The organism is Streptomyces sp. NPDC058045 (assembly GCF_042885635.1).
Lineage (GTDB): Bacteria > Actinomycetota > Actinomycetes > Streptomycetales > Streptomycetaceae > Streptomyces.
The window spans coordinates 1-15,550 of the sequence record NZ_JBHVRR010000082.1 but is presented as its reverse complement, the minus strand read 5'-3'; the positions used below and the strand labels follow the sequence as shown (position 1 = coordinate 15,550).

General features: G+C 72.4%; 18 protein-coding genes and 1 pseudogene. 1 reads left to right on the top strand and 18 read right to left on the bottom strand.

Going from position 1 to position 15,550, the window contains the following annotated elements; all coding sequences use genetic code 11:
• Positions 1-143: 143 nt before the first annotated feature.
• The 8 genes and pseudogenes from ACFVST_RS28115 to ACFVST_RS28080 all read right to left on the bottom strand — a co-directional run bounded on the left by ACFVST_RS28115 (position 144) and on the right by ACFVST_RS28080 (position 7,426).
• Positions 144-980, bottom strand: a complete 837-nt coding sequence (locus ACFVST_RS28115) for an enoyl-CoA hydratase/isomerase family protein (RefSeq protein ID WP_390156408.1) — start codon at positions 978-980, stop codon at positions 144-146.
• On the bottom strand, positions 977-2,242 hold the full coding sequence (locus ACFVST_RS28110; protein WP_390156407.1) for a cytochrome P450: 1,266 nt from the start codon (positions 2,240-2,242) through the stop codon (positions 977-979). Before ACFVST_RS28110 ends, ACFVST_RS28115 begins: the two co-directional genes overlap by 4 nt.
• Positions 2,243-2,378: 136 nt before the next feature.
• Entirely contained in the window at positions 2,379-3,746 is a 1,368-nt protein-coding gene (locus ACFVST_RS28105) for a cytochrome P450 (RefSeq protein ID WP_390156406.1), read from the bottom strand.
• Positions 3,747-3,819: 73 nt separating this feature from the next.
• A complete protein-coding gene (locus ACFVST_RS28100) occupies positions 3,820-4,410 on the bottom strand; it encodes an ATP/GTP-binding protein (protein WP_390156405.1) in 591 nt (196 codons plus the stop codon).
• Positions 4,385-4,759, bottom strand: a complete 375-nt coding sequence (locus tag ACFVST_RS28095) for a DUF742 domain-containing protein (protein ID WP_390156404.1) — start codon at positions 4,757-4,759, stop codon at positions 4,385-4,387. The genes ACFVST_RS28100 and ACFVST_RS28095 overlap by 26 nt, the downstream gene beginning before the upstream one ends.
• Positions 4,756-5,160 carry a roadblock/LC7 domain-containing protein gene (locus ACFVST_RS28090; protein ID WP_390156403.1) on the bottom strand — a complete coding sequence of 135 codons (405 nt, stop codon included), beginning with the start codon at positions 5,158-5,160 and terminating at the stop codon, positions 4,756-4,758. The genes ACFVST_RS28095 and ACFVST_RS28090 overlap by 4 nt, the downstream gene beginning before the upstream one ends.
• Positions 5,157-6,389: an ATP-binding protein gene (locus ACFVST_RS28085; RefSeq protein WP_390156402.1), complete on the bottom strand. Its 1,233-nt coding sequence runs from the start codon at positions 6,387-6,389 to the stop codon at positions 5,157-5,159. The genes ACFVST_RS28090 and ACFVST_RS28085 overlap by 4 nt, the downstream gene beginning before the upstream one ends.
• A gap of 373 nt (positions 6,390-6,762) precedes the next feature.
• Positions 6,763-7,426: pseudogene (locus ACFVST_RS28080) on the bottom strand (aldo/keto reductase).
• Between the two features lie 132 nt (positions 7,427-7,558).
• On the opposite strand from ACFVST_RS28080, the gene ACFVST_RS28075 reads away from it, so the two are divergent.
• On the top strand, positions 7,559-7,864 hold the full coding sequence (locus ACFVST_RS28075; RefSeq protein ID WP_390156401.1) for a GNAT family N-acetyltransferase: 306 nt from the start codon (positions 7,559-7,561) through the stop codon (positions 7,862-7,864).
• 58 nt (positions 7,865-7,922) lie between these two features.
• Here ACFVST_RS28075 and paaE read toward each other — a convergent pair whose 3' ends face one another.
• The 10 genes from paaE to ACFVST_RS28025 all read right to left on the bottom strand — a co-directional run bounded on the left by paaE (position 7,923) and on the right by ACFVST_RS28025 (position 15,388).
• The gene (paaE, locus tag ACFVST_RS28070) at positions 7,923-9,038 is read right to left on the bottom strand and encodes a 1,2-phenylacetyl-CoA epoxidase subunit PaaE (protein ID WP_390156400.1); all 1,116 of its coding nucleotides are present in this window, start codon (positions 9,036-9,038) and stop codon (positions 7,923-7,925) included.
• Between the two features lies 1 nt (position 9,039).
• Complete coding sequence (gene paaD / locus ACFVST_RS28065) at positions 9,040-9,570, bottom strand: 1,2-phenylacetyl-CoA epoxidase subunit PaaD (protein WP_390156399.1); 531 nt, start codon at positions 9,568-9,570, stop codon at positions 9,040-9,042.
• Entirely contained in the window at positions 9,564-10,424 is an 861-nt protein-coding gene (paaC, locus tag ACFVST_RS28060) for a 1,2-phenylacetyl-CoA epoxidase subunit PaaC (protein WP_390156398.1), read from the bottom strand. The genes paaD and paaC overlap by 7 nt, the downstream gene beginning before the upstream one ends.
• A 62-nt stretch (positions 10,425-10,486) precedes the next feature.
• On the bottom strand, positions 10,487-10,786 hold the full coding sequence (paaB, locus tag ACFVST_RS28055; RefSeq protein WP_390156397.1) for a 1,2-phenylacetyl-CoA epoxidase subunit PaaB: 300 nt from the start codon (positions 10,784-10,786) through the stop codon (positions 10,487-10,489).
• Positions 10,783-11,772 (bottom strand): 1,2-phenylacetyl-CoA epoxidase subunit PaaA, encoded by a 990-nt coding sequence (gene paaA, locus ACFVST_RS28050; RefSeq protein ID WP_390156396.1) that lies wholly within the window; start codon positions 11,770-11,772, stop codon positions 10,783-10,785. The genes paaB and paaA overlap by 4 nt, the downstream gene beginning before the upstream one ends.
• Before the next feature lie 144 nt (positions 11,773-11,916).
• Complete coding sequence (locus ACFVST_RS28045) at positions 11,917-12,735, bottom strand: enoyl-CoA hydratase/isomerase family protein (protein WP_390156395.1); 819 nt, start codon at positions 12,733-12,735, stop codon at positions 11,917-11,919.
• A complete protein-coding gene (locus ACFVST_RS28040) occupies positions 12,726-13,583 on the bottom strand; it encodes a 3-hydroxyacyl-CoA dehydrogenase family protein (RefSeq protein WP_390156394.1) in 858 nt (285 codons plus the stop codon). The genes ACFVST_RS28045 and ACFVST_RS28040 overlap by 10 nt, the downstream gene beginning before the upstream one ends.
• On the bottom strand, positions 13,580-14,008 hold the full coding sequence (locus tag ACFVST_RS28035; protein WP_390156393.1) for a hypothetical protein: 429 nt from the start codon (positions 14,006-14,008) through the stop codon (positions 13,580-13,582). The genes ACFVST_RS28040 and ACFVST_RS28035 overlap by 4 nt, the downstream gene beginning before the upstream one ends.
• Positions 14,005-15,234 (bottom strand): thiolase family protein, encoded by a 1,230-nt coding sequence (locus tag ACFVST_RS28030; RefSeq protein WP_390156392.1) that lies wholly within the window; start codon positions 15,232-15,234, stop codon positions 14,005-14,007. The genes ACFVST_RS28035 and ACFVST_RS28030 overlap by 4 nt, the downstream gene beginning before the upstream one ends.
• A complete protein-coding gene (locus ACFVST_RS28025; RefSeq protein WP_390156391.1) occupies positions 15,227-15,388 on the bottom strand; it encodes a hypothetical protein in 162 nt (53 codons plus the stop codon). The genes ACFVST_RS28030 and ACFVST_RS28025 overlap by 8 nt, the downstream gene beginning before the upstream one ends.
• Between the last annotated feature and the right edge of the window lie 162 nt (positions 15,389-15,550).

Here is a 15,550-nt window from a genome sequence, read left to right as displayed (position 1 = left end):
CGTTGTCCCCCCTACCGGCCGCCCCCCTCCATCACCATTTAATTATCCCCTCCCCAAAACCCAACGGGCGCCCCGCGGCGGCACCCCCCCCCCGCCCCCCGGCGGCCCCCGGCGGGGGGCGGCCGCGTCGGGGGTCGGCGGGCTCAGGTCTCGCCGTGGGTCGCGGTGTACCGGCTCGCCGCGAGGACGGAGGCCATCAGTTCGCTGTCGAAGGCGGAGGCGTCGGCGAGGCGGGCGGGGGCGGCGTACGCGTTGAACAGCATCTTGTCGACGCGCAGTGCGTCCGCGGGGCGGCGTACCAGGGGGTTCGCCCAGGCGTCCACCGCCGCGTCGAGTTCGTCCTCCGGGACGACGCGCTGGAGCACCGAGAGGGCCAGGGCCTCCTCGGCGCCGAACGGCCGCCCGGTCAGGACGAGTTCGCGGACCTGGGCGGCTCCGACCTCGCTGAGCAGCCGGGGCAGCAGGCCGCCCCAGGCGGTGGGCAGGCCGAGGGCCAGTTCGGGGAGCCGGAAGCTGGCGCTCTCCGAACCCACCCGGAGGTCGCAGGCGAGCACCAGGGCGAGCCCGGCGCCTATCGCCTTGCCCTGGGCGCGGGCGATGGTGACCGCGTGATGCCCGGTGAGCGCCTCGCAGACCCGGCGGGCCTTGGCACCGGAGGCCCGGATACCGCTGCCGGTGGGGTCGGCCGCGAGGTACCCGGCGAACTCGGTACGGTCCCCGCCGAGGCTGAAGTCCCGCCCGGCACCGGAGAGCACCACCACCCGCACCGACGGGTCCGGGTCCTCCAGCACGCTGAGCAGATCGTCCAGGACGGCCTCGGTGACAGCGTTTCCCTGGTCCGGGGTGTCGAGTTCGATATGCAGCACGGCACCGTCGCGGCGTATGCGCAACGTCTTCAGCGCCTCCTCGAACTGCGGGGCGGGGGCTTGCTCGACCACCGGAGCGGCAGCCGAATCGGCGGCGGGGTGCGGGGCGTTCATACCGTCACTTTCAGGGAGGTCACGCGCCGGAACACCATCCGGGGCGCGTAGGCGGGCGGGGCGTCCAGGCGCAGCCCGGGCAGGCGTTCCAGCAGCCGCGTCAGGAGGGTCCGGGCCTCCAGGCGGGCGAGTCCGGCACCCATGCAGTAGTGGGCGCCGCCGCCGAAGGCGAGATGGGAGCCGTGGCGGAGGATGTCGTAGCGGTGCGGGTCCGGGTTGCGGCGCGGGTCGTGGTTGGCTGCGCCGTACATGACGTGGACCATGGCGTCGCGGGCGATGGGTACGCCCGCGAGTTCGGTGTCCTCGGCGGCGACACGGCTGTTGAGATGGACGGGCGGGTCGTAGCGGAGGGCCTCCTCGACGGCGTCGCCGATGTGCTCGGGGTTGTCCCTGAGCCACTGCCAGCGGCCCGGCTCGGCCAGCAGCAGCCACACGGCGACGGACAGCAGGGTCGCGGTGGTCTCCAGGGACGCGATGGTGAGGAACATGGTGAGGTCGTAGACGATCTCGTCGGCGGTCGCCCGGTCGTCGGGGTGCTGGGCGTCCCAGTAGCGGATCAGGTCGGAGACCAGGTCGGTGCCGGGGCGGGCGCGGCGGCGGCGCACCAAGTCGGTGAAGTAGGCCCGCAGTTGGAGCGTGGCGCCGGCGGAGACCTGCAATTGGTCCTTGCTGGGCAGGAGTTCCTGGGCGAAGACCTGGCGGTGGGTGATGTCGAGCAGGTGCGGGTGGTCGGACTCGGGGATGGCGAGCCAGCTACCGATGGTGGCGAGCGGGAGGCGTTCGCTGACGGTGGTGGCCAGATCGGCGGTGCCGTGCAGGTCGAGGCTCTGCTCCAAGTCGCCCAGCAGCCGCTCCACATGGGACTCGACCTGGGGGCCCATCGCGGTGAGGGTGCGGCGGTCGAAGGGGTTGCCGAGGCTGCGGCGGTGAGCGGTGTGGTGCGGGGAGTTGAGGCGGGAGAGCTTGGTGCTCATCTCGCTGGTGGCCGGTGACTGCCAGCGGCCCGGGTCGGGCTGGCGCTGCTGCCAGGCGACGTCGGGGACCAGCCAGTTCCGGCCGCGGAGGACCTCGTCGCAGAGGTCGTAGCCGGTGACGAAGTACCCGCCCCAGGGGGCGGGCACCACATCGCCCATGGCCCGTAGTTCGTCGTAGAGGGGGAAGGGGTCGCTCTGTCCTTCCGGTAAACGCAGCCGCTTGAGTACGGAGATGACAGCTCGTCGGTCGATGGCCGGGCTGGCCGCTATGCCTCCGACTGCGGACACGCGGAACAACTCCTTCGGGGGTTTGGCGGAGCCTACCGGCGGTACTTACCCCTTTCCCCCTACTGGTCATGCACCGAGCGTTGTTGCCCGTGTCACATGCGTAACTCGGGCGTGTCGGACGCCGGTTGTGCTGCGTTCACAGCCGGAACACATCCAGGAAGGAGCTCCACCATCCCTTGGACCGGTGCTTGTGCCCGGAATCGGCCGGTTCCGCCGGAGTTGAGGCGGCTGCGGGCAGGGGCTGCACGCCGGCGGGCGCCGGGGCGGGCTCCGGGCGGGCGGCGGCGACCCGGGTGGCCGGGGTCGGGCTGAACTGCACCGGCAGCGAGACCAGCGCCCGGTGGAAGGGACCGGGCCGCCACTGGAGGTGCTCCTCGGGGAAGGACAGTGCCAGGTCGGGCAGCGCGTTGAGGATCTTCTCGATGGCGGTGAGCGCGATCAGCCGGGCCGGGGACTTGGCGGGGCAGGCATGCGGCCCCGCGCCCCAGGCGAGGTGGGCGCCCTTGCTCAGGCTCTCCCGGGCCGGGGTGAGCGCCGGGTCGCTGTTGGCGCCGGCGAAGCTGATCACCACGGGGCTGTCGGCCTGCACCACATGGCCGCCGAGGTCCACGTCCTGCACCGGGTAGTGGGTGGCGTAGTTGGCGATGGGCGGGTTGTGCCACAGCACCTCGTCCAGGGCGTCCTCGACGAGCATTCCGGCGCCGCGCACGGTGGGCGTCTCGGAGAGCAGCAGCAGAAGGGCGTTGCCGATGAGGTTGCGCTCCGGCTCGACGCCCGCGCCCATCAGCATCACCAGCTGGTCCTTGAGCTCCTCGTCGCCGAGGCCCGCGGGGTGCTGCACCAGCCAGGTGGTGATGTCCTCGGCCGGCTCGCGGCGCTTGAGGGCGACCAACTCCATGAGGCAGGCGGTGAGTTCCTCGTTGGCGCGGAGCACGTCCTGGCCGTCGAAGATCGCCGACATGGAGCGGGTGAGGCGGTCGCCGATCCCGGCCGGGCAGCCGAAGAGCTGGTTGAACAGCAGCAGCGGCAGGAGCTTGGCGTACTCGCCGAGGAGGTCGGCGGTGCCGCGCTCGCTGAACTGGTCGATGAGGTAGTCGGCGACCCGCTCCACATCGCGCCCCAGCCGGCTGGTGTTCAACCGGTCCAGGCTGTCGGTGACCGCCTTGCGCAGCCGCAGATGCTCACTGCCGTCGGTGAACAGGCAGTTGGGCCGGTACGCCATCATCGGCAGCACCGGCGAATCCAGCGCCACCCGGCCCTCGTTGAGGGCGCGCCAGCGGCGCGAGTCGCGGACGAAGAAGCTCGGGTTCTGCAGGACCCGCAGCGCGGTCTCGTGCTCGGTGACGAGGGTGGCGTCCACGCCGGGCGCGAGTTCCACGGGCCCGGCCGGCCCGTACGCCCGGAGCCGGTCGTACGTCTCCTGGGGGCGGCTGGCGAAGTCCTGGCCGTGCATCGGGCATCGGGCGGGGTTGCCGGTGGCGGCTGCCCCGTGCTGGTGGTCCATAGGGAGGTCCTTCGTGAGCCCGGGCGGTGGGGGCCGCGCCGGGCGAGCGGTGGGTTCGGGGGAACTGCGGCGGTCAGGCCACGCGGGCCAGCAGGTGCTTGACGAGGGTGATCAGCGCCTGGGCGGAGGAGGCCTGGTTGCGGGCGTCACAGTAGACGACGGGGGTGTGCGGCAACAGGTCGAGTGCCTCCCGGAGTTCGTCCTCTCCGTGCCGGAGCTCCGGCCGGAAGCTGTTGACGGCGATGGCGTACTCCAGGCCGTACTTCTCCACCAGGTCGATCACCGGGAAGGTCTCGGCGAGGCGGGCCGGGTCGACCAGCAGGAGGGCGCCGAGGGCGCCGCGCGCCATGTCCTCCCACAACTGCACGAAGCGCTGCTGCCCCGGGGTGCCGAAGAGGTACAGCACCAGGTCCTCGCTGAGCGTGAGCCGGCCGAAGTCCAGGGCGACGGTGGTGGTCTCCTTCTCCGCGGCGCCGCTGAGGTCGTCCACCTGCACGGAGGCCTGCGTCATGCGCTCCTCGGTACGCAGCGGCGCGATCTCGGACAGCGTGCCGATGAACGTGGTCTTGCCGACGGCGAAGTGCCCCACCACGAGGATCTTCGCCGCGGTGCTCACGGCGCTGGAGACGTAGACGCTGTCAGCCGAAGCGGACTTGGAGTCCATGCAACACCTCTTCGAGGATTCTTCTGTCGACGGCCTGGGCCGGGGGCGGTGCGGCACGCCGCAGCAGATGCCCCTGTTCGAACAGGTCGGTCAGCAGCAACCGGGCCACTCCCACCGGCAGTTCCAGATGTGCGGCGACCTCGGCGACGGACAGGTAACCACCGCCGCAGAGTTCCCAGATGGCCCGCACCTCGGGGCCCGCACCCCGCGGCGGCTCCCGGTCGGGGGCCAGGGTGACCAGGGTGACCAGCGAGAGGTCCGCCGAGTCGGGCAGGGTACGGCCACCGGTGATGACGTACGAGCGGACGAAGTCCCCGGTGACCGCTGCCTCATCGCCGGGCCCCGTCATACGTCACTGCCGGCGTTCTGGCGCGGCGGCGTGGTGAGGGCCTTGCCGAGGGCGCCCACCTGCTGCTGCATACGGAAGGACATGGCTTCCATGTCGACATCGGGTGTGGTGGAGGCGGCCAGATAGGCGCCGCTGCCGGCGGCGATCAGGAAGATCCAGCCGTGGTCGTACTCAAGGAGGGTCTGCCGCCAGCTCCCGGTGTACTCCCCGCCGACGAAGGGCGCCACGGCGCGGCTGAGGGACTGCATGGAACTCATGGCGGCGGCGTTGGTCTCGGCGGAGTCGCGGCCGATGCCGGTGGAGCGTTCGAGGAGGAGGCCGTCGGCGGACACGAGGATGGCGTGCCGGGCACCGCGGACCTGGAGCACGTCGTTGAGCACCCATGACAGATCGGGATTCACTGGTTCTGGGGTCCTTCCGTGGTCGTCGTGTCCCGCCCGGAGCGCGTTCCGCGCTGGAACGCACCGAGTCGTGAGGCGGTCACCCCGGTGTCACGGGCCGGCTCGGGAGGCGCGGCGTGCGCCGGTCCCGGCACGGCCGATACGGGGCTCTGGCGGCGCCGCTTGGGCAGACCACCGCTGGTGGTGCCGACGGGTCCGGAAGGTTCGGGGGCGGCCACCGGCGTGAGGTGCTGGTGCTGGGGTGCGGGGGCCGCGGCCTGGGCGGCGGCGGGGTACTCGGGGCGTGCGGCGGGGGCGGCGGCGCCGTTGCGCCGGTCCGGGGTTTCGGTGGTCAAAAGGCTCTCCGGGAGGAGGATGACCGCGCGTACACCACCGTAGGGGGACACGGAGTCGACCGACACCTTGAATCCGTAGCGGGCGGCGAGCATACCGGCCACGGCGAAGCCGAACTTGGGCGGGTTGCCGAGAGCGGCGAGACCGATGGGGCCCTGTGGGGAGAGGAGGGCGGCGGCCCGGTCCTTCTCCTCCTGGCTCATCCCGAGGCCCGCGTCGTCCACGATGAGGCAGATACCGGTGGGCACCGCCTGGATGTTGACCTCGACCGGGGTGCCGGGGGCCGAGTAGTTGGTGGCGTTGGCGAGCAGCTCGGCGAGGACCACGGCGACCGGTTCGACCGCCTTGCTGGCGACCGCGAACGTCACCTGGGTGTTGATGCGGACCCGGTCGAAGTGGCGGATGCGGCCCTGTGCGCTGCGCGCCACGTCGTACACGGAGGCGGTGGTCTCACGGCGGCCGAGCCAGCCGCCGCAGAGCACCGCGATGCCCTGGGCGCGGCGGCTGAACTGCGAGTTGGTGTGGTCGACCATCATCAGGTCGGCCAGAATCTGCTCGTCGTCCCCGTACTTCTTCTGCACCTTGTCGATGACGCCCTGCTGCTGGTCGGCGAGGACCTGGAGGGTGCGCATGGCCGACTTGAGAACGGACTTGGTGTCGTCCTCGGCGTCCTTGCGGACTTCGGCGAGGTCGGCGGCGTACCGGTTGCGGAGGGTGGCGTTCTCCTGGTGGAGGCGGTCGCGGTCGACTCTCAGGGTGTCCCCGGTGCCGCGCAGGTCCGTGTTGTGCCGGCGCAGCGCCAGGTTGGTTCTGCGGGCCCGCAGGACTGCCGTGACGGCAGCGAGGAGTACAACAAGCAGGATCCACAGGAGCGGATCCCGGAACAATGACGTCATGAGACTCTCTTCAAGTCGCATCATGCGCGGAGCGGCTGCACGGCGGCCGATTCGATGCCGGTTCGCAACTGGTCGGGCCGCGGATCCTGCCGGCCGGCCAACAGTCACTCCTTAGCGATGGGGCCTGGAGACTGTCCCCCGTGCGCGTTGATGACGCGCCGTCAGCCTACTGGAAGTGAGATCATCTTAGCAGTGACGGAGCGGCAAACCCTCCCCTGAGAAAGGGACTTGGCGGACCTTCACACAGGCTTCGCTTAAGAAACCCTCACACCTCACTCACCGGTCGCCCGTGGCCGAAAGGCAACCCTCGGCAACTCCATTCCCAGCACCACGACTCTTGTACGACCCAACACTTGACAAGGTGCCGGACCCGTCACAGCACCCGCGGCGCCTCCCAATCGCCCGCGGCGGGCAGGGCCATGAGCCCGGCGAGGGCGGCCGTCTCCGGCCCGGTCAGCTCGCAGCCGAAGAGGTCGAGATTCCGCCGACGGCGCCCGGAATCCGAGGACTTGGGGATGGGCAGCGCGCCGAGCTGGGTGTGCCAGCGCAGCACCACCTGCCCCGGTGTCACACCCCGTGCGCCTCCGCTGCCGCCGCCACCGCGGGCTCGGCCAGCAGACCGGAACCACTGTCCAGCGGGCTCCAACTCCCCGTGAGAATCCCCCTTTTCGGCATGAAAGGGCCGCAACTCCCGGTGCGGCAGCCGGGGATGCAGCTCGACCTGATGGACAGCGGGCGAACGCCGGTCTCCCACTCCAGCCTGCCGATCTGTTCCGCGGTGAAGTTGGAGACCCCGAGGCGGCGGCGCGACTGTTCGAAGGAGGCGAGGGTCTCCTCATAACCGTCGTAGCGGCCGGGGAGCTTGGTGGTGACGGTGATCTCCGCACGGGGGCACGCCGCTCGCCGCCACTCCGCGCCCGGTGCCGGTCTCATTGCCGGTAGGGGGTGGCGGAGTCGATCAGCCGGTACCCCACCGCCGCCCCGGCGGTGCACAGCTCCGCCGGCAGCGCCCTGGCCAGCGTACGGAGTGGCTTCAGGCCTGCGGCATGGGTCCTGCGGCCCCGGCGGACGGCGGTGGTCGCGGACCCTCCGACGGCCCGCCGGGGACGCGGGGGGCATCATGGAAGTACGCCGGTCGACGCCGGATCCGCACCGTCAGGAGGATTCCCATGGAGACCCGAGTCACGGACCACCCGGACCGCAGCCGGTACGAGATCACCGTCGACGGCGAGCGGGCGGGCCTCGCCGAGTACCGCCGCGAGGACGGTGTCATCACCTTCGTCCACACCGAGATCGACCCGCAGCACTCCGGCCAGGGGCTCGCCGGGGCCCTCATCCGGCACGCCCTCGACGACGCCCGGAGCGGACAGCGACAGGTCCGCCCGGTCTGCCCGTTCGTCAAGGGCTATATCGCCAAGCACCCCGACTACCTGGACCTGGTGGCCGCGGAGGACCGGACCCGCTTCGGCCTCTGAGCACGTCCGAGTACGCCCGTACCGCGCCCGGCCCCGCCCGCCTCAACTCCCCCTTGATTCAACTGTCGTAGTCCACCGAGAGGGACTCCGAGACCGGGTAGGACTGGCAGGTCAGCACATAGCCGGCCGAGACCTCGGAGGGCTCCAGGGCGAAGTTGCGCCGCATATCGGCCTCGCCCTCACGGACCAGGGCGCGGCAGGTGCCGCACACCCCGCCCTTGCAGGCGAACGGCAGATCGGGGCGGGAGGCCTGGGCGCCGTCCAGGATGGTGCGGTCCCGCGGCAGGTCGGCCACGGCGGTGCGGCCGTCCAGGGTGATGGTGACCCGGCTGGACGGGCCCTCCGGCGCCGCCTCCTCGTGCCGGGCCTGCTCCGGCGGCTCCTCGCCCGCGTAGAACAGCTCCCGGTGGACGCGGTCCGACGGCACTCCGAGGTCGGACAGCACCTCCTGGGCGCTGAGGACCATGTCGTGCGGGCCGCACAGCCACCAGTGGTCGGCGGCTCCCACCTCGACCAGCTCGCCCATCAGCCGGCCGAGCCGCGCGGCGTCGAGCCGGCCGCTCAGCAGCTCCGCCTCTCGCGGCTCGCGCGACAGCACATGCACCACCTGGAAGCGCGCCGGGTGGACGTCCTTCAACTCGGCGAGCTCATCGGCGAACATCACGCTGCCGGTACGGCGGTTGCCGTAGAAGAGGGTGACGCGGGAGGCCGGGTCGGCGGCGAGCACCGAGGCGGCGATGGACAGCATGGGGGTGATGCCGGAGCCGGCCGCGATCAGCACATGGTGGCCCGGCCGGTCGAGCTCGGGGGTGAAGGCGCCGGTGGGGCCCATCACTTCGAGGGTGTCGCCCGGCTTCACCTCGTGCACCAGCCAGTTGGAGAAGACACCGCCGGGCACCACCCGCACCCCGACCCTCGGCGCCTCCCCGACCGGCGAGCAGATCGAGTACGAGCGGCGCTCGTCCCTCCCGTCCAACTCGCGCCGCAGGGTGAGGGATTGACCGGGCCGGAAGGCGAACTCCTCGGTCAGCTCACCGGGCACCTCGAAGGTGATCGCGGCCGCGTCCGCGCAGAGCTGCTCCACCGCGGCGACCCGCAGGGAGTGGAACCGGGGCCTGCGGCGCGGCCGGACCTGGCCGGTCTCCCCGGCCGAGGCGGTGGTGGGGGCGGTCATCTCAGATCTCCTTGAAGTGCTCGAACGGCTCCCGGCAGGAGCGGCAGCGCCACAGGGCACGGCAGGGGGCGGCACCGAAGCGTGAGGTCTCCTCGGTGTCGGCCGAACCGCAGCGCGGGCAGTGCAGGACACGGCGGGTGGGCGACAGCACCAGCGGGACCGGGCCCTCGGCCGGGCGGCGGGACAGGCCCGGCGGGGCGATGCCGTGCTCGCTCAGCTTGCGGCGGCCCTCGTCGGTGATCCAGTCGCTGGTCCAGGCCGGATCGAGCACGGTACGCACCCGCACCTCGATGAAGCCGGCCCGGTGCAGCCTGGCGTCCACCTCGGAGAGCATCTCGGCCATGGCGGGGCAGCCCGAGTAGGTGGGGGTGAGGGTGGCGGTGACCGTGCCATCGGCGTCCACCTCGACGGAGCGCAGCACCCCGAGGTCGGCGAGGGTGACCATGGGCAGCTCCGGGTCGGGGACCTCGGCGGCGACCTGCCTGGCCCGTCGTACGGTGGCCGCTCCGGGGGCGGCGGCGCAGGTCACCATGCCCCCTGCGGGTGGGCGCGGGCCACGCTCTGCAACTCGGCCAGCAGCGGCGCCAGATGCTCGGTGTGCTCACCGCGGCGGCCGGATCCGGGGTGCGCGGCGGCCTCCGGCAGATCGAGTCCGGCCGCCTCCGCGACCTGCCGCAGTACGTCCAGCGTCTCGCCGGCCACCGCCTCCGGCTCGACTCCGAAGGGCGCGGCGAGGTCGTCGGTGAGCAGCTCGCCCGTCCAGGGGGCGGTCTCGCCGAGAGCCCGGGTGATGCGGCGGCGGGACTCCTCGGTGCCGTCACCGAGGCGGACCGCCCAGTCGGCCGCATACTGCCGGTGGTACGCCAGCTCCTTGGCGCCCTTGGCGGCGATGGCGGCGAGGACCGGGTCGGCGGCGGTGGTGAGGCGGGTGAAGAGGGCGAGCCGCCAGGCGGCGGTGACGAGCAGCCGCACGATGCTGAACGCGAAGTCCCCGCAGGGGAGTTCGGCGAGGCGGATGTTGCGGAAGGCGTCCGGGTCGCGGGTGTAGGCGAAGGCGTCCTCGTCGCGGCCGGTGCCGTCGGCCTGGCCGGCGCGGGCGTAGAGCAGGCGGGCCTGGCCCAGCAGGTCGAGCCCGATGTTGGCCAGGGCGACCTCCTCCTCCAGCTCGGGGGCGCGGGTCACCCACTCCGCGAGGCGCTGCGCGGAGATCAGGGCGTCGTCGCCGAGTGCGGTGCAGCAGGCGGCGAGTGCGGCGGCGTCCACGCTCTCGGGCACCGCGGTGTCCACACCGTGCAGCGGGTCGGTGAAACCGGTACCGAAGGCCCAGCGGGCATCGCCGTCCTCGTCCCCCTCGATGAGGGCGGCATAGACATGCTCGTCGCTCATGGACGCGTTCTCCTCGTGGTGCGGGCGTCGCTGCTGCCGGATGTGCGGGACCAGGTCATGGCCTAGATGTGCGGGATGTCTTCGGGTATCTCGTAGAAGGTGGGGTGGCGGTAGACCTTGTCGGCGCTGGGCTCGAAGAAGGGGTCCTTCTCGTCCGGTGCCGAGGCCGCGATCAGGTCGGAGCGGACCGCCCAGATGCCGACGCCCTCATTGCGGCGGGTGTAGAGGTCCCGGGCGTGGGTGAGGGCCATCCGGTCGTCCGCGGCGCGCAGCGAGCCGACATGGACGTGGTTCAGCCCGCGCTTGCTGCGGACGAAGATCTCGTACAGCGGCCACTCGTCCGATATGTGGTGCTCGGTCATGGTCTTGCCTCCGTGTCTCGGGCGCGGGCCCGCTGCTTCGCGGCGTGGACGGCCGCGGCCTCGCGCACCCAGGCGCCGTCCTCGTGGGCGGCGCGGCGGCGGGCGACGCGCTCGGTGTTGCACGGCCCGTCGCCCTTGATGACGCGCATCAGCTCGGACCAGTCGGGGGTGCCGAAGTCGTACCGGCCGCGCTCCTCGTTCCAGCGCAGCTCCGGGTCGGGCAGGGTGACGCCCAGCTTCTCGGCCTGCGGGACGGTCATGTCCACGAAGCGCTGGCGCAGCTCGTCGTTGGAGTGCCGCTTGATCTTCCAGGCCATGGAGCGCTCGGAGTTGGGCGACTGGTCGTCCGGCGGGCCGAACATCATCAGCGAGGGCCACCACCAGCGGTCCACCGAGTCCTGGACCATGGCGCGCTGCGCCTCGGTGCCGCCCATCATCGTCAACAGCAGCTCGTAGCCCTGCCGTTGATGGAACGACTCCTCCTTGCAGATGCGGACCATGGAGCGGGCGTAGGGGCCGTAGGAGCTGCGGCAGAGGGGGACCTGGTTGCAGATGGCGGCGCCGTCCACGAACCAGCCGATGACGCCGACGTCGGCGTAGGTCGGGGTGGGGTAGTTGAAGATCGAGCTGTACTTCTGGCGGCCGGAGATGAGCATCGCGGTCAGCTCGTCACGGTCGGCGCCGAGGGTTTCGGCCGCCGAGTAGAGGTAGAGGCCGTGGCCCGCCTCGTCCTGGACCTTGGCGAAGAGGATGGCCTTGCGGCGCAGGCTGGGCGCCCGGGTGATCCACTCGCCCTCGGGCTGCATCCCGATGATCTCGGAGTGGGCGTGCTGGGCGATCTGCCGGACCAGCGTCTTCCGGTACGCCTCCGGCATCCAGTCCCGCGGCTCGATGCGGTGGTCCCTGGCGATGGTGTCGTCGAAGTGCTCCTGGAGCAGCGCCTCGGCCGCCTCGTCGGGGCCCGCTGCGGAGTGTGCGGTGGCCATCTCAACCAACTTCCCTACCGACCATTCGTTCGGTACTGATTCTGGCGTACTCCCCCACCTCTCGGCAACCCCCACCCCGAAGGTGAGGGCGCGCAGGCGGGGAGCACGCGCCCGCCCGCGGCGCGGCGGGCGCGTACGGGACCGCTACCGGCCGTGGAAGGTCGGCTTGCCGCGCTCCAGGAAGGTGGCGACAGCGAGCCGGTGGTCCTCCGTCGCACCCAGCCGCACCTGCGACGCGGCCTCCCGCTCCAGCACCGCGGGCAGCTCCGAGCTGCCCGCCTCCCGCAGCAGCGTCTTGATCTCGCCGTAGGCCAGGGTGGGGCCCTCGGCCAACTGCCGGGCGAGCGTCAGCGCCTCCTCCCGGGCCGTGCCGTCCGGCACCATCCGGTGCGCCAGGCCGCAGACCACGGCGTCCGGTCCGCGCACGGTGTCCCCCAGCAGGAAGAGGCCGAGGGCGCGGGACGGGCCGACCGCCCGGGCCAGGGCGGCACTCAGCCCGCTGTCGGCGGCCAGCCCGATCCCGGCGAAGGCGGTGGCGAAGCCCGCGCCCTCCCCCGCGATCCGCAGATCCGCGGCGAGCGCCAGGCCGAGGCCGGCGCCCACACAGGCGCCCTCGACCGCGGCCAGCACCGGCACCCGCAGCGCGTGCACCGCCTCGATCAGCGGGTTGTAGTCCTCGCGGACGGTGGCCAAGGCCGTCTCCGGCCCCTGCTCCAGGGCCGCGGCGTGCTCCTTGAGGTCCTGCCCGACGCAGAAGCTGCGCCCCTCCGCCGCGATCAGTACCGCCCGGACCGAATCGTCCCCGCCGGCCCGGTGCAGCGCGTCCCGCAGAGCCCCCTTCATCACCGTGTCCAGGGCATTGCCCGCCCGGGGCCGGTTGAGGGTGATCAGGGCGACCGCGCCGTCCCGCGCGTAGTCCACCCCGTACGGCTCCGGTGGCTGCTCCTGTGTGTCTACTGCCATGTGTAGAAACCCTTTCCGCTCTTCCGCCCCAACTCGCCGCGGGCCACCATCTCCCGCATCAGCCGCGGTGGTTCGAACCGTTCGCCCAGCGTGGACGCCAGATACTCGGCGATGGCGAGCCGTACGTCCAGCCCGACCAGATCGGTGAGGCGCAGCGGGCCCATCGGGTGCCGGTAGCCGAGGCTCATCGCGTCGTCGATGGCCTCCGGTGCGGCGACGCCCTCCTCCACCATGCGGATCGCCTCCAGGCCGAGCGCCACCCCGAGGCGGCTGCTGGCGAAGCCCGGCGAGTCCTTCACCACGACGTCCTTCTTGCCGAGCCCGGCGATCCAGCCAAGCGCGGCATCCCGCGCCGCCTCGCCGGTCCCCGGCGCGAGGACCAACTCGACCAGCGCGGAGGCCGGCACCGGGTTGAAGAAGTGCATCCCGAGGAAGCGCCCCGGCTCCTTCAGCACGGCGGACAACTCGGTCACCGAGAGTGAACTGGTGTTGGTGGCGAGCACCGCGCCCGCGCCGACCACGCTCTCCGCCGCCGCCAGCACACCCGCCTTGAGCGCGGCGTCCTCCGGCACGGCCTCCACCACCAGCTCGGCCTCCGCGGGCAGCTCCGCCAGATCGGCCACCGTGCCGAGCCGGGCCAGGGCCTCGGCGGCGGGGCACGCCAACTTGCCGCGCTCGGCGGCCCGTTCAAGGCTCGCGGCCATCCGGGCCGCCGCGGCCCCGGCCGCTTCCGCGCCGCTCTCCACCACGACCACCCGGGAACCCGCGACGGCGAAGGACTGCGCGATACCTGCGCCCATCCGGCCGCCGCCGATCACTGCCACACACTGGGGTACGACCGGTTTCATCCCCGGCTCTCCTTCCGCCGCCGACCCGACCGGGCCGACCGCTGCTCCGTGTCCTGATCCCGCGGCCGCCGAGTGCCGTACGGCCGGACATGCCCGCACCGCCCGGCCGTGCCGTTCCTCCGTCGTAACAGGAAGTGGTCCATCCGCTCCCGCTTGCCCACGCCCTCGGACGGGACGGTCCAGCCCGGACCGTCCGCCTCGGGACGCGCCCCGGGTGCCGCGTCGACCACCCGCTCGTCCGGGACGACGCCCGGCACCAGCCCGCACGCGCGGGACGCCTCGGTGTCCAGGGTGCGCCCGGCGAGCGGGACTTGCTGGGCGACGGGCTCCACCACCAGCGGGCCGGCCCCCGGCCCGACGGGAGTGCCGAGGCCCGGCTCCGGATCGTCCTCGCCGCCCCGGCGAACTCCGCGGCCTCCCCTCATACCCGCTCCACCGTCATCGCCACGCCCTGGCCGACGCCGACGCAGAGGGTGGCAAGTCCACGGTGGGCGTCCTCGCGTTCCAGGCGGCCGAGCAGGGTGAGCAGGATGCGGGCGCCGGAGCAGCCCAGCGGGTGGCCGAGGGCGATGGCGCCGCCGTCCGCGTTGACCCTGCCGCTGTCCTCACCAAGCTTCAGACGGCGGATGACGGCGAGGGCCTGGGCGGCGAAGGCCTCGTTCAGCTCGATCGCGTCCAGGTCCGCGGTGGACCAGCCGGTGCGGGCCAGCAGCTTCTCGGTGGCGGGCACCGGGCCGAGGCCCATCAGATGCGGCTCCACCCCGACGGATGCGGAGCCCACGATGCGGGCGCGCGGGGTGAGCCCGTACCGCTCCACGGCGGCGCGGCCGGCGACCACCAGGGCGGCGGCGCCATCGGAGAGCGGGGAGGAATTGCCGGCGGTGACGATGCCGCCGGGACGGAAGATGGTGCGCAGCCCGGCGAGCTTCTCGGCGGTGGTGCCGGGGCGGGGGCCCTCGTCGCGGGTGACCTCGCCGTCCTTGACCGGGACGGGCACGATTTCCCGGTCGAAGTGGCCGGCCTGCTGCGCGGCGACCGCCCGCCGGTGGCTGGCCAGCGCGAAGGCGTCGGCGTCGGCCCGGCCGATGCCGTCGAGGGCGGCGACCTCCTCGGCGGTCTCCCCCATGGACAGCGTCAGCTTCGCCACCTCGGGCCCGGCGCCGTCCGGCACTTCGCGGTCGGCCGCGGTGAAGCGCGGATTGGTGAAACGCCAGCCGAGCGAGGTGTCCGCCAACTCCCCCGGTTTGGCCCAGGGGGTGCCCGGTTTGGCCATCACCCAGGGCGCCCGGGTCATCGACTCGACGCCGCCCGCGACGACCAACTCGGCCTCGCCCGCGAGGATCGACTGCGCGGCACCGGCCACGGCGGTCAGCCCGGAGGCGCAGAGGCGGTTGACCGTGTAGCCGGGGACGGTGTGCGGGAGGCCCGCGAGCAGGACCGCCATCCTGGCCACGTCGCGGTTGTCCTCACCGGCCTGGTTGGCCGCGCCGAGGATCACCTCGTCCACCGCCCCGGCCGGGACCCCGGCCCGCCGTACCGCCTCGCCGACCACCAGCGCGGCCAGATCGTCCGGGCGCACCCCGGCGAGCGCCCCTCCGTAGCGGCCCTGCGGGGTGCGGGCGCCGTCGATCAGAAAGACCTCGTCAGGCATCGGCGTTCCCCTCGGGCGGCATGGAGGCGGTGTCGCCGGATGACGCCCCCGCGGGCGTGCCGTGCGCGCGCTCGGTGGTCGCGGGCGCGGCTCTCGCGGGCAGTTCACGGTGCCGGGTGAAGAGGCCGGTACCGGCGGCTGCGCTCTGCGGCATGGGATTCCACCTCTTGACATGCGGGTCGCTGGACTGGATTACTTGTCGAGCAACCTAACCGAATGTTCGGTCGGGAGACAAGAGCGGGTCAGTGGCGCAGTGGGGGCGGCCCGGAGGACTGCCGCGATCTCGCCGATCTGGCGAACTTCCCCTTCAACAACC

Coding starts and splice junctions, on each gene's coding strand:
- paaC (WP_390156398.1), bottom strand. CDS start 10,424: ATGAGCGACGAGCATGTCTATGCCGCCCTCATCGAGGGGGACGAGGAC.
- ACFVST_RS28095 (WP_390156404.1), bottom strand. CDS start 4,759: ATGACGGGGCCCGGCGATGAGGCAGCGGTCACCGGGGACTTCGTCCGC.
- ACFVST_RS28075 (WP_390156401.1), top strand. CDS start 7,559: ATGGAGACCCGAGTCACGGACCACCCGGACCGCAGCCGGTACGAGATC.
- ACFVST_RS28100 (WP_390156405.1), bottom strand. CDS start 4,410: ATGGACTCCAAGTCCGCTTCGGCTGACAGCGTCTACGTCTCCAGCGCC.
- ACFVST_RS28040 (WP_390156394.1), bottom strand. CDS start 13,583: ATGAAACCGGTCGTACCCCAGTGTGTGGCAGTGATCGGCGGCGGCCGG.
- ACFVST_RS28105 (WP_390156406.1), bottom strand. CDS start 3,746: ATGGACCACCAGCACGGGGCAGCCGCCACCGGCAACCCCGCCCGATGC.
- ACFVST_RS28025 (WP_390156391.1), bottom strand. CDS start 15,388: ATGCCGCAGAGCGCAGCCGCCGGTACCGGCCTCTTCACCCGGCACCGT.
- ACFVST_RS28045 (WP_390156395.1), bottom strand. CDS start 12,735: ATGGCAGTAGACACACAGGAGCAGCCACCGGAGCCGTACGGGGTGGAC.
- paaE (WP_390156400.1), bottom strand. CDS start 9,038: ATGACCGCCCCCACCACCGCCTCGGCCGGGGAGACCGGCCAGGTCCGG.
- ACFVST_RS28030 (WP_390156392.1), bottom strand. CDS start 15,234: ATGCCTGACGAGGTCTTTCTGATCGACGGCGCCCGCACCCCGCAGGGC.
- paaA (WP_390156396.1), bottom strand. CDS start 11,772: ATGGCCACCGCACACTCCGCAGCGGGCCCCGACGAGGCGGCCGAGGCG.
- paaB (WP_390156397.1), bottom strand. CDS start 10,786: ATGACCGAGCACCACATATCGGACGAGTGGCCGCTGTACGAGATCTTC.
- ACFVST_RS28115 (WP_390156408.1), bottom strand. CDS start 980: ATGAACGCCCCGCACCCCGCCGCCGATTCGGCTGCCGCTCCGGTGGTC.
- paaD (WP_390156399.1), bottom strand. CDS start 9,570: ATGGTGACCTGCGCCGCCGCCCCCGGAGCGGCCACCGTACGACGGGCC.
- ACFVST_RS28035 (WP_390156393.1), bottom strand. CDS start 14,008: ATGAGGGGAGGCCGCGGAGTTCGCCGGGGCGGCGAGGACGATCCGGAG.
- ACFVST_RS28085 (WP_390156402.1), bottom strand. CDS start 6,389: ATGACGTCATTGTTCCGGGATCCGCTCCTGTGGATCCTGCTTGTTGTA.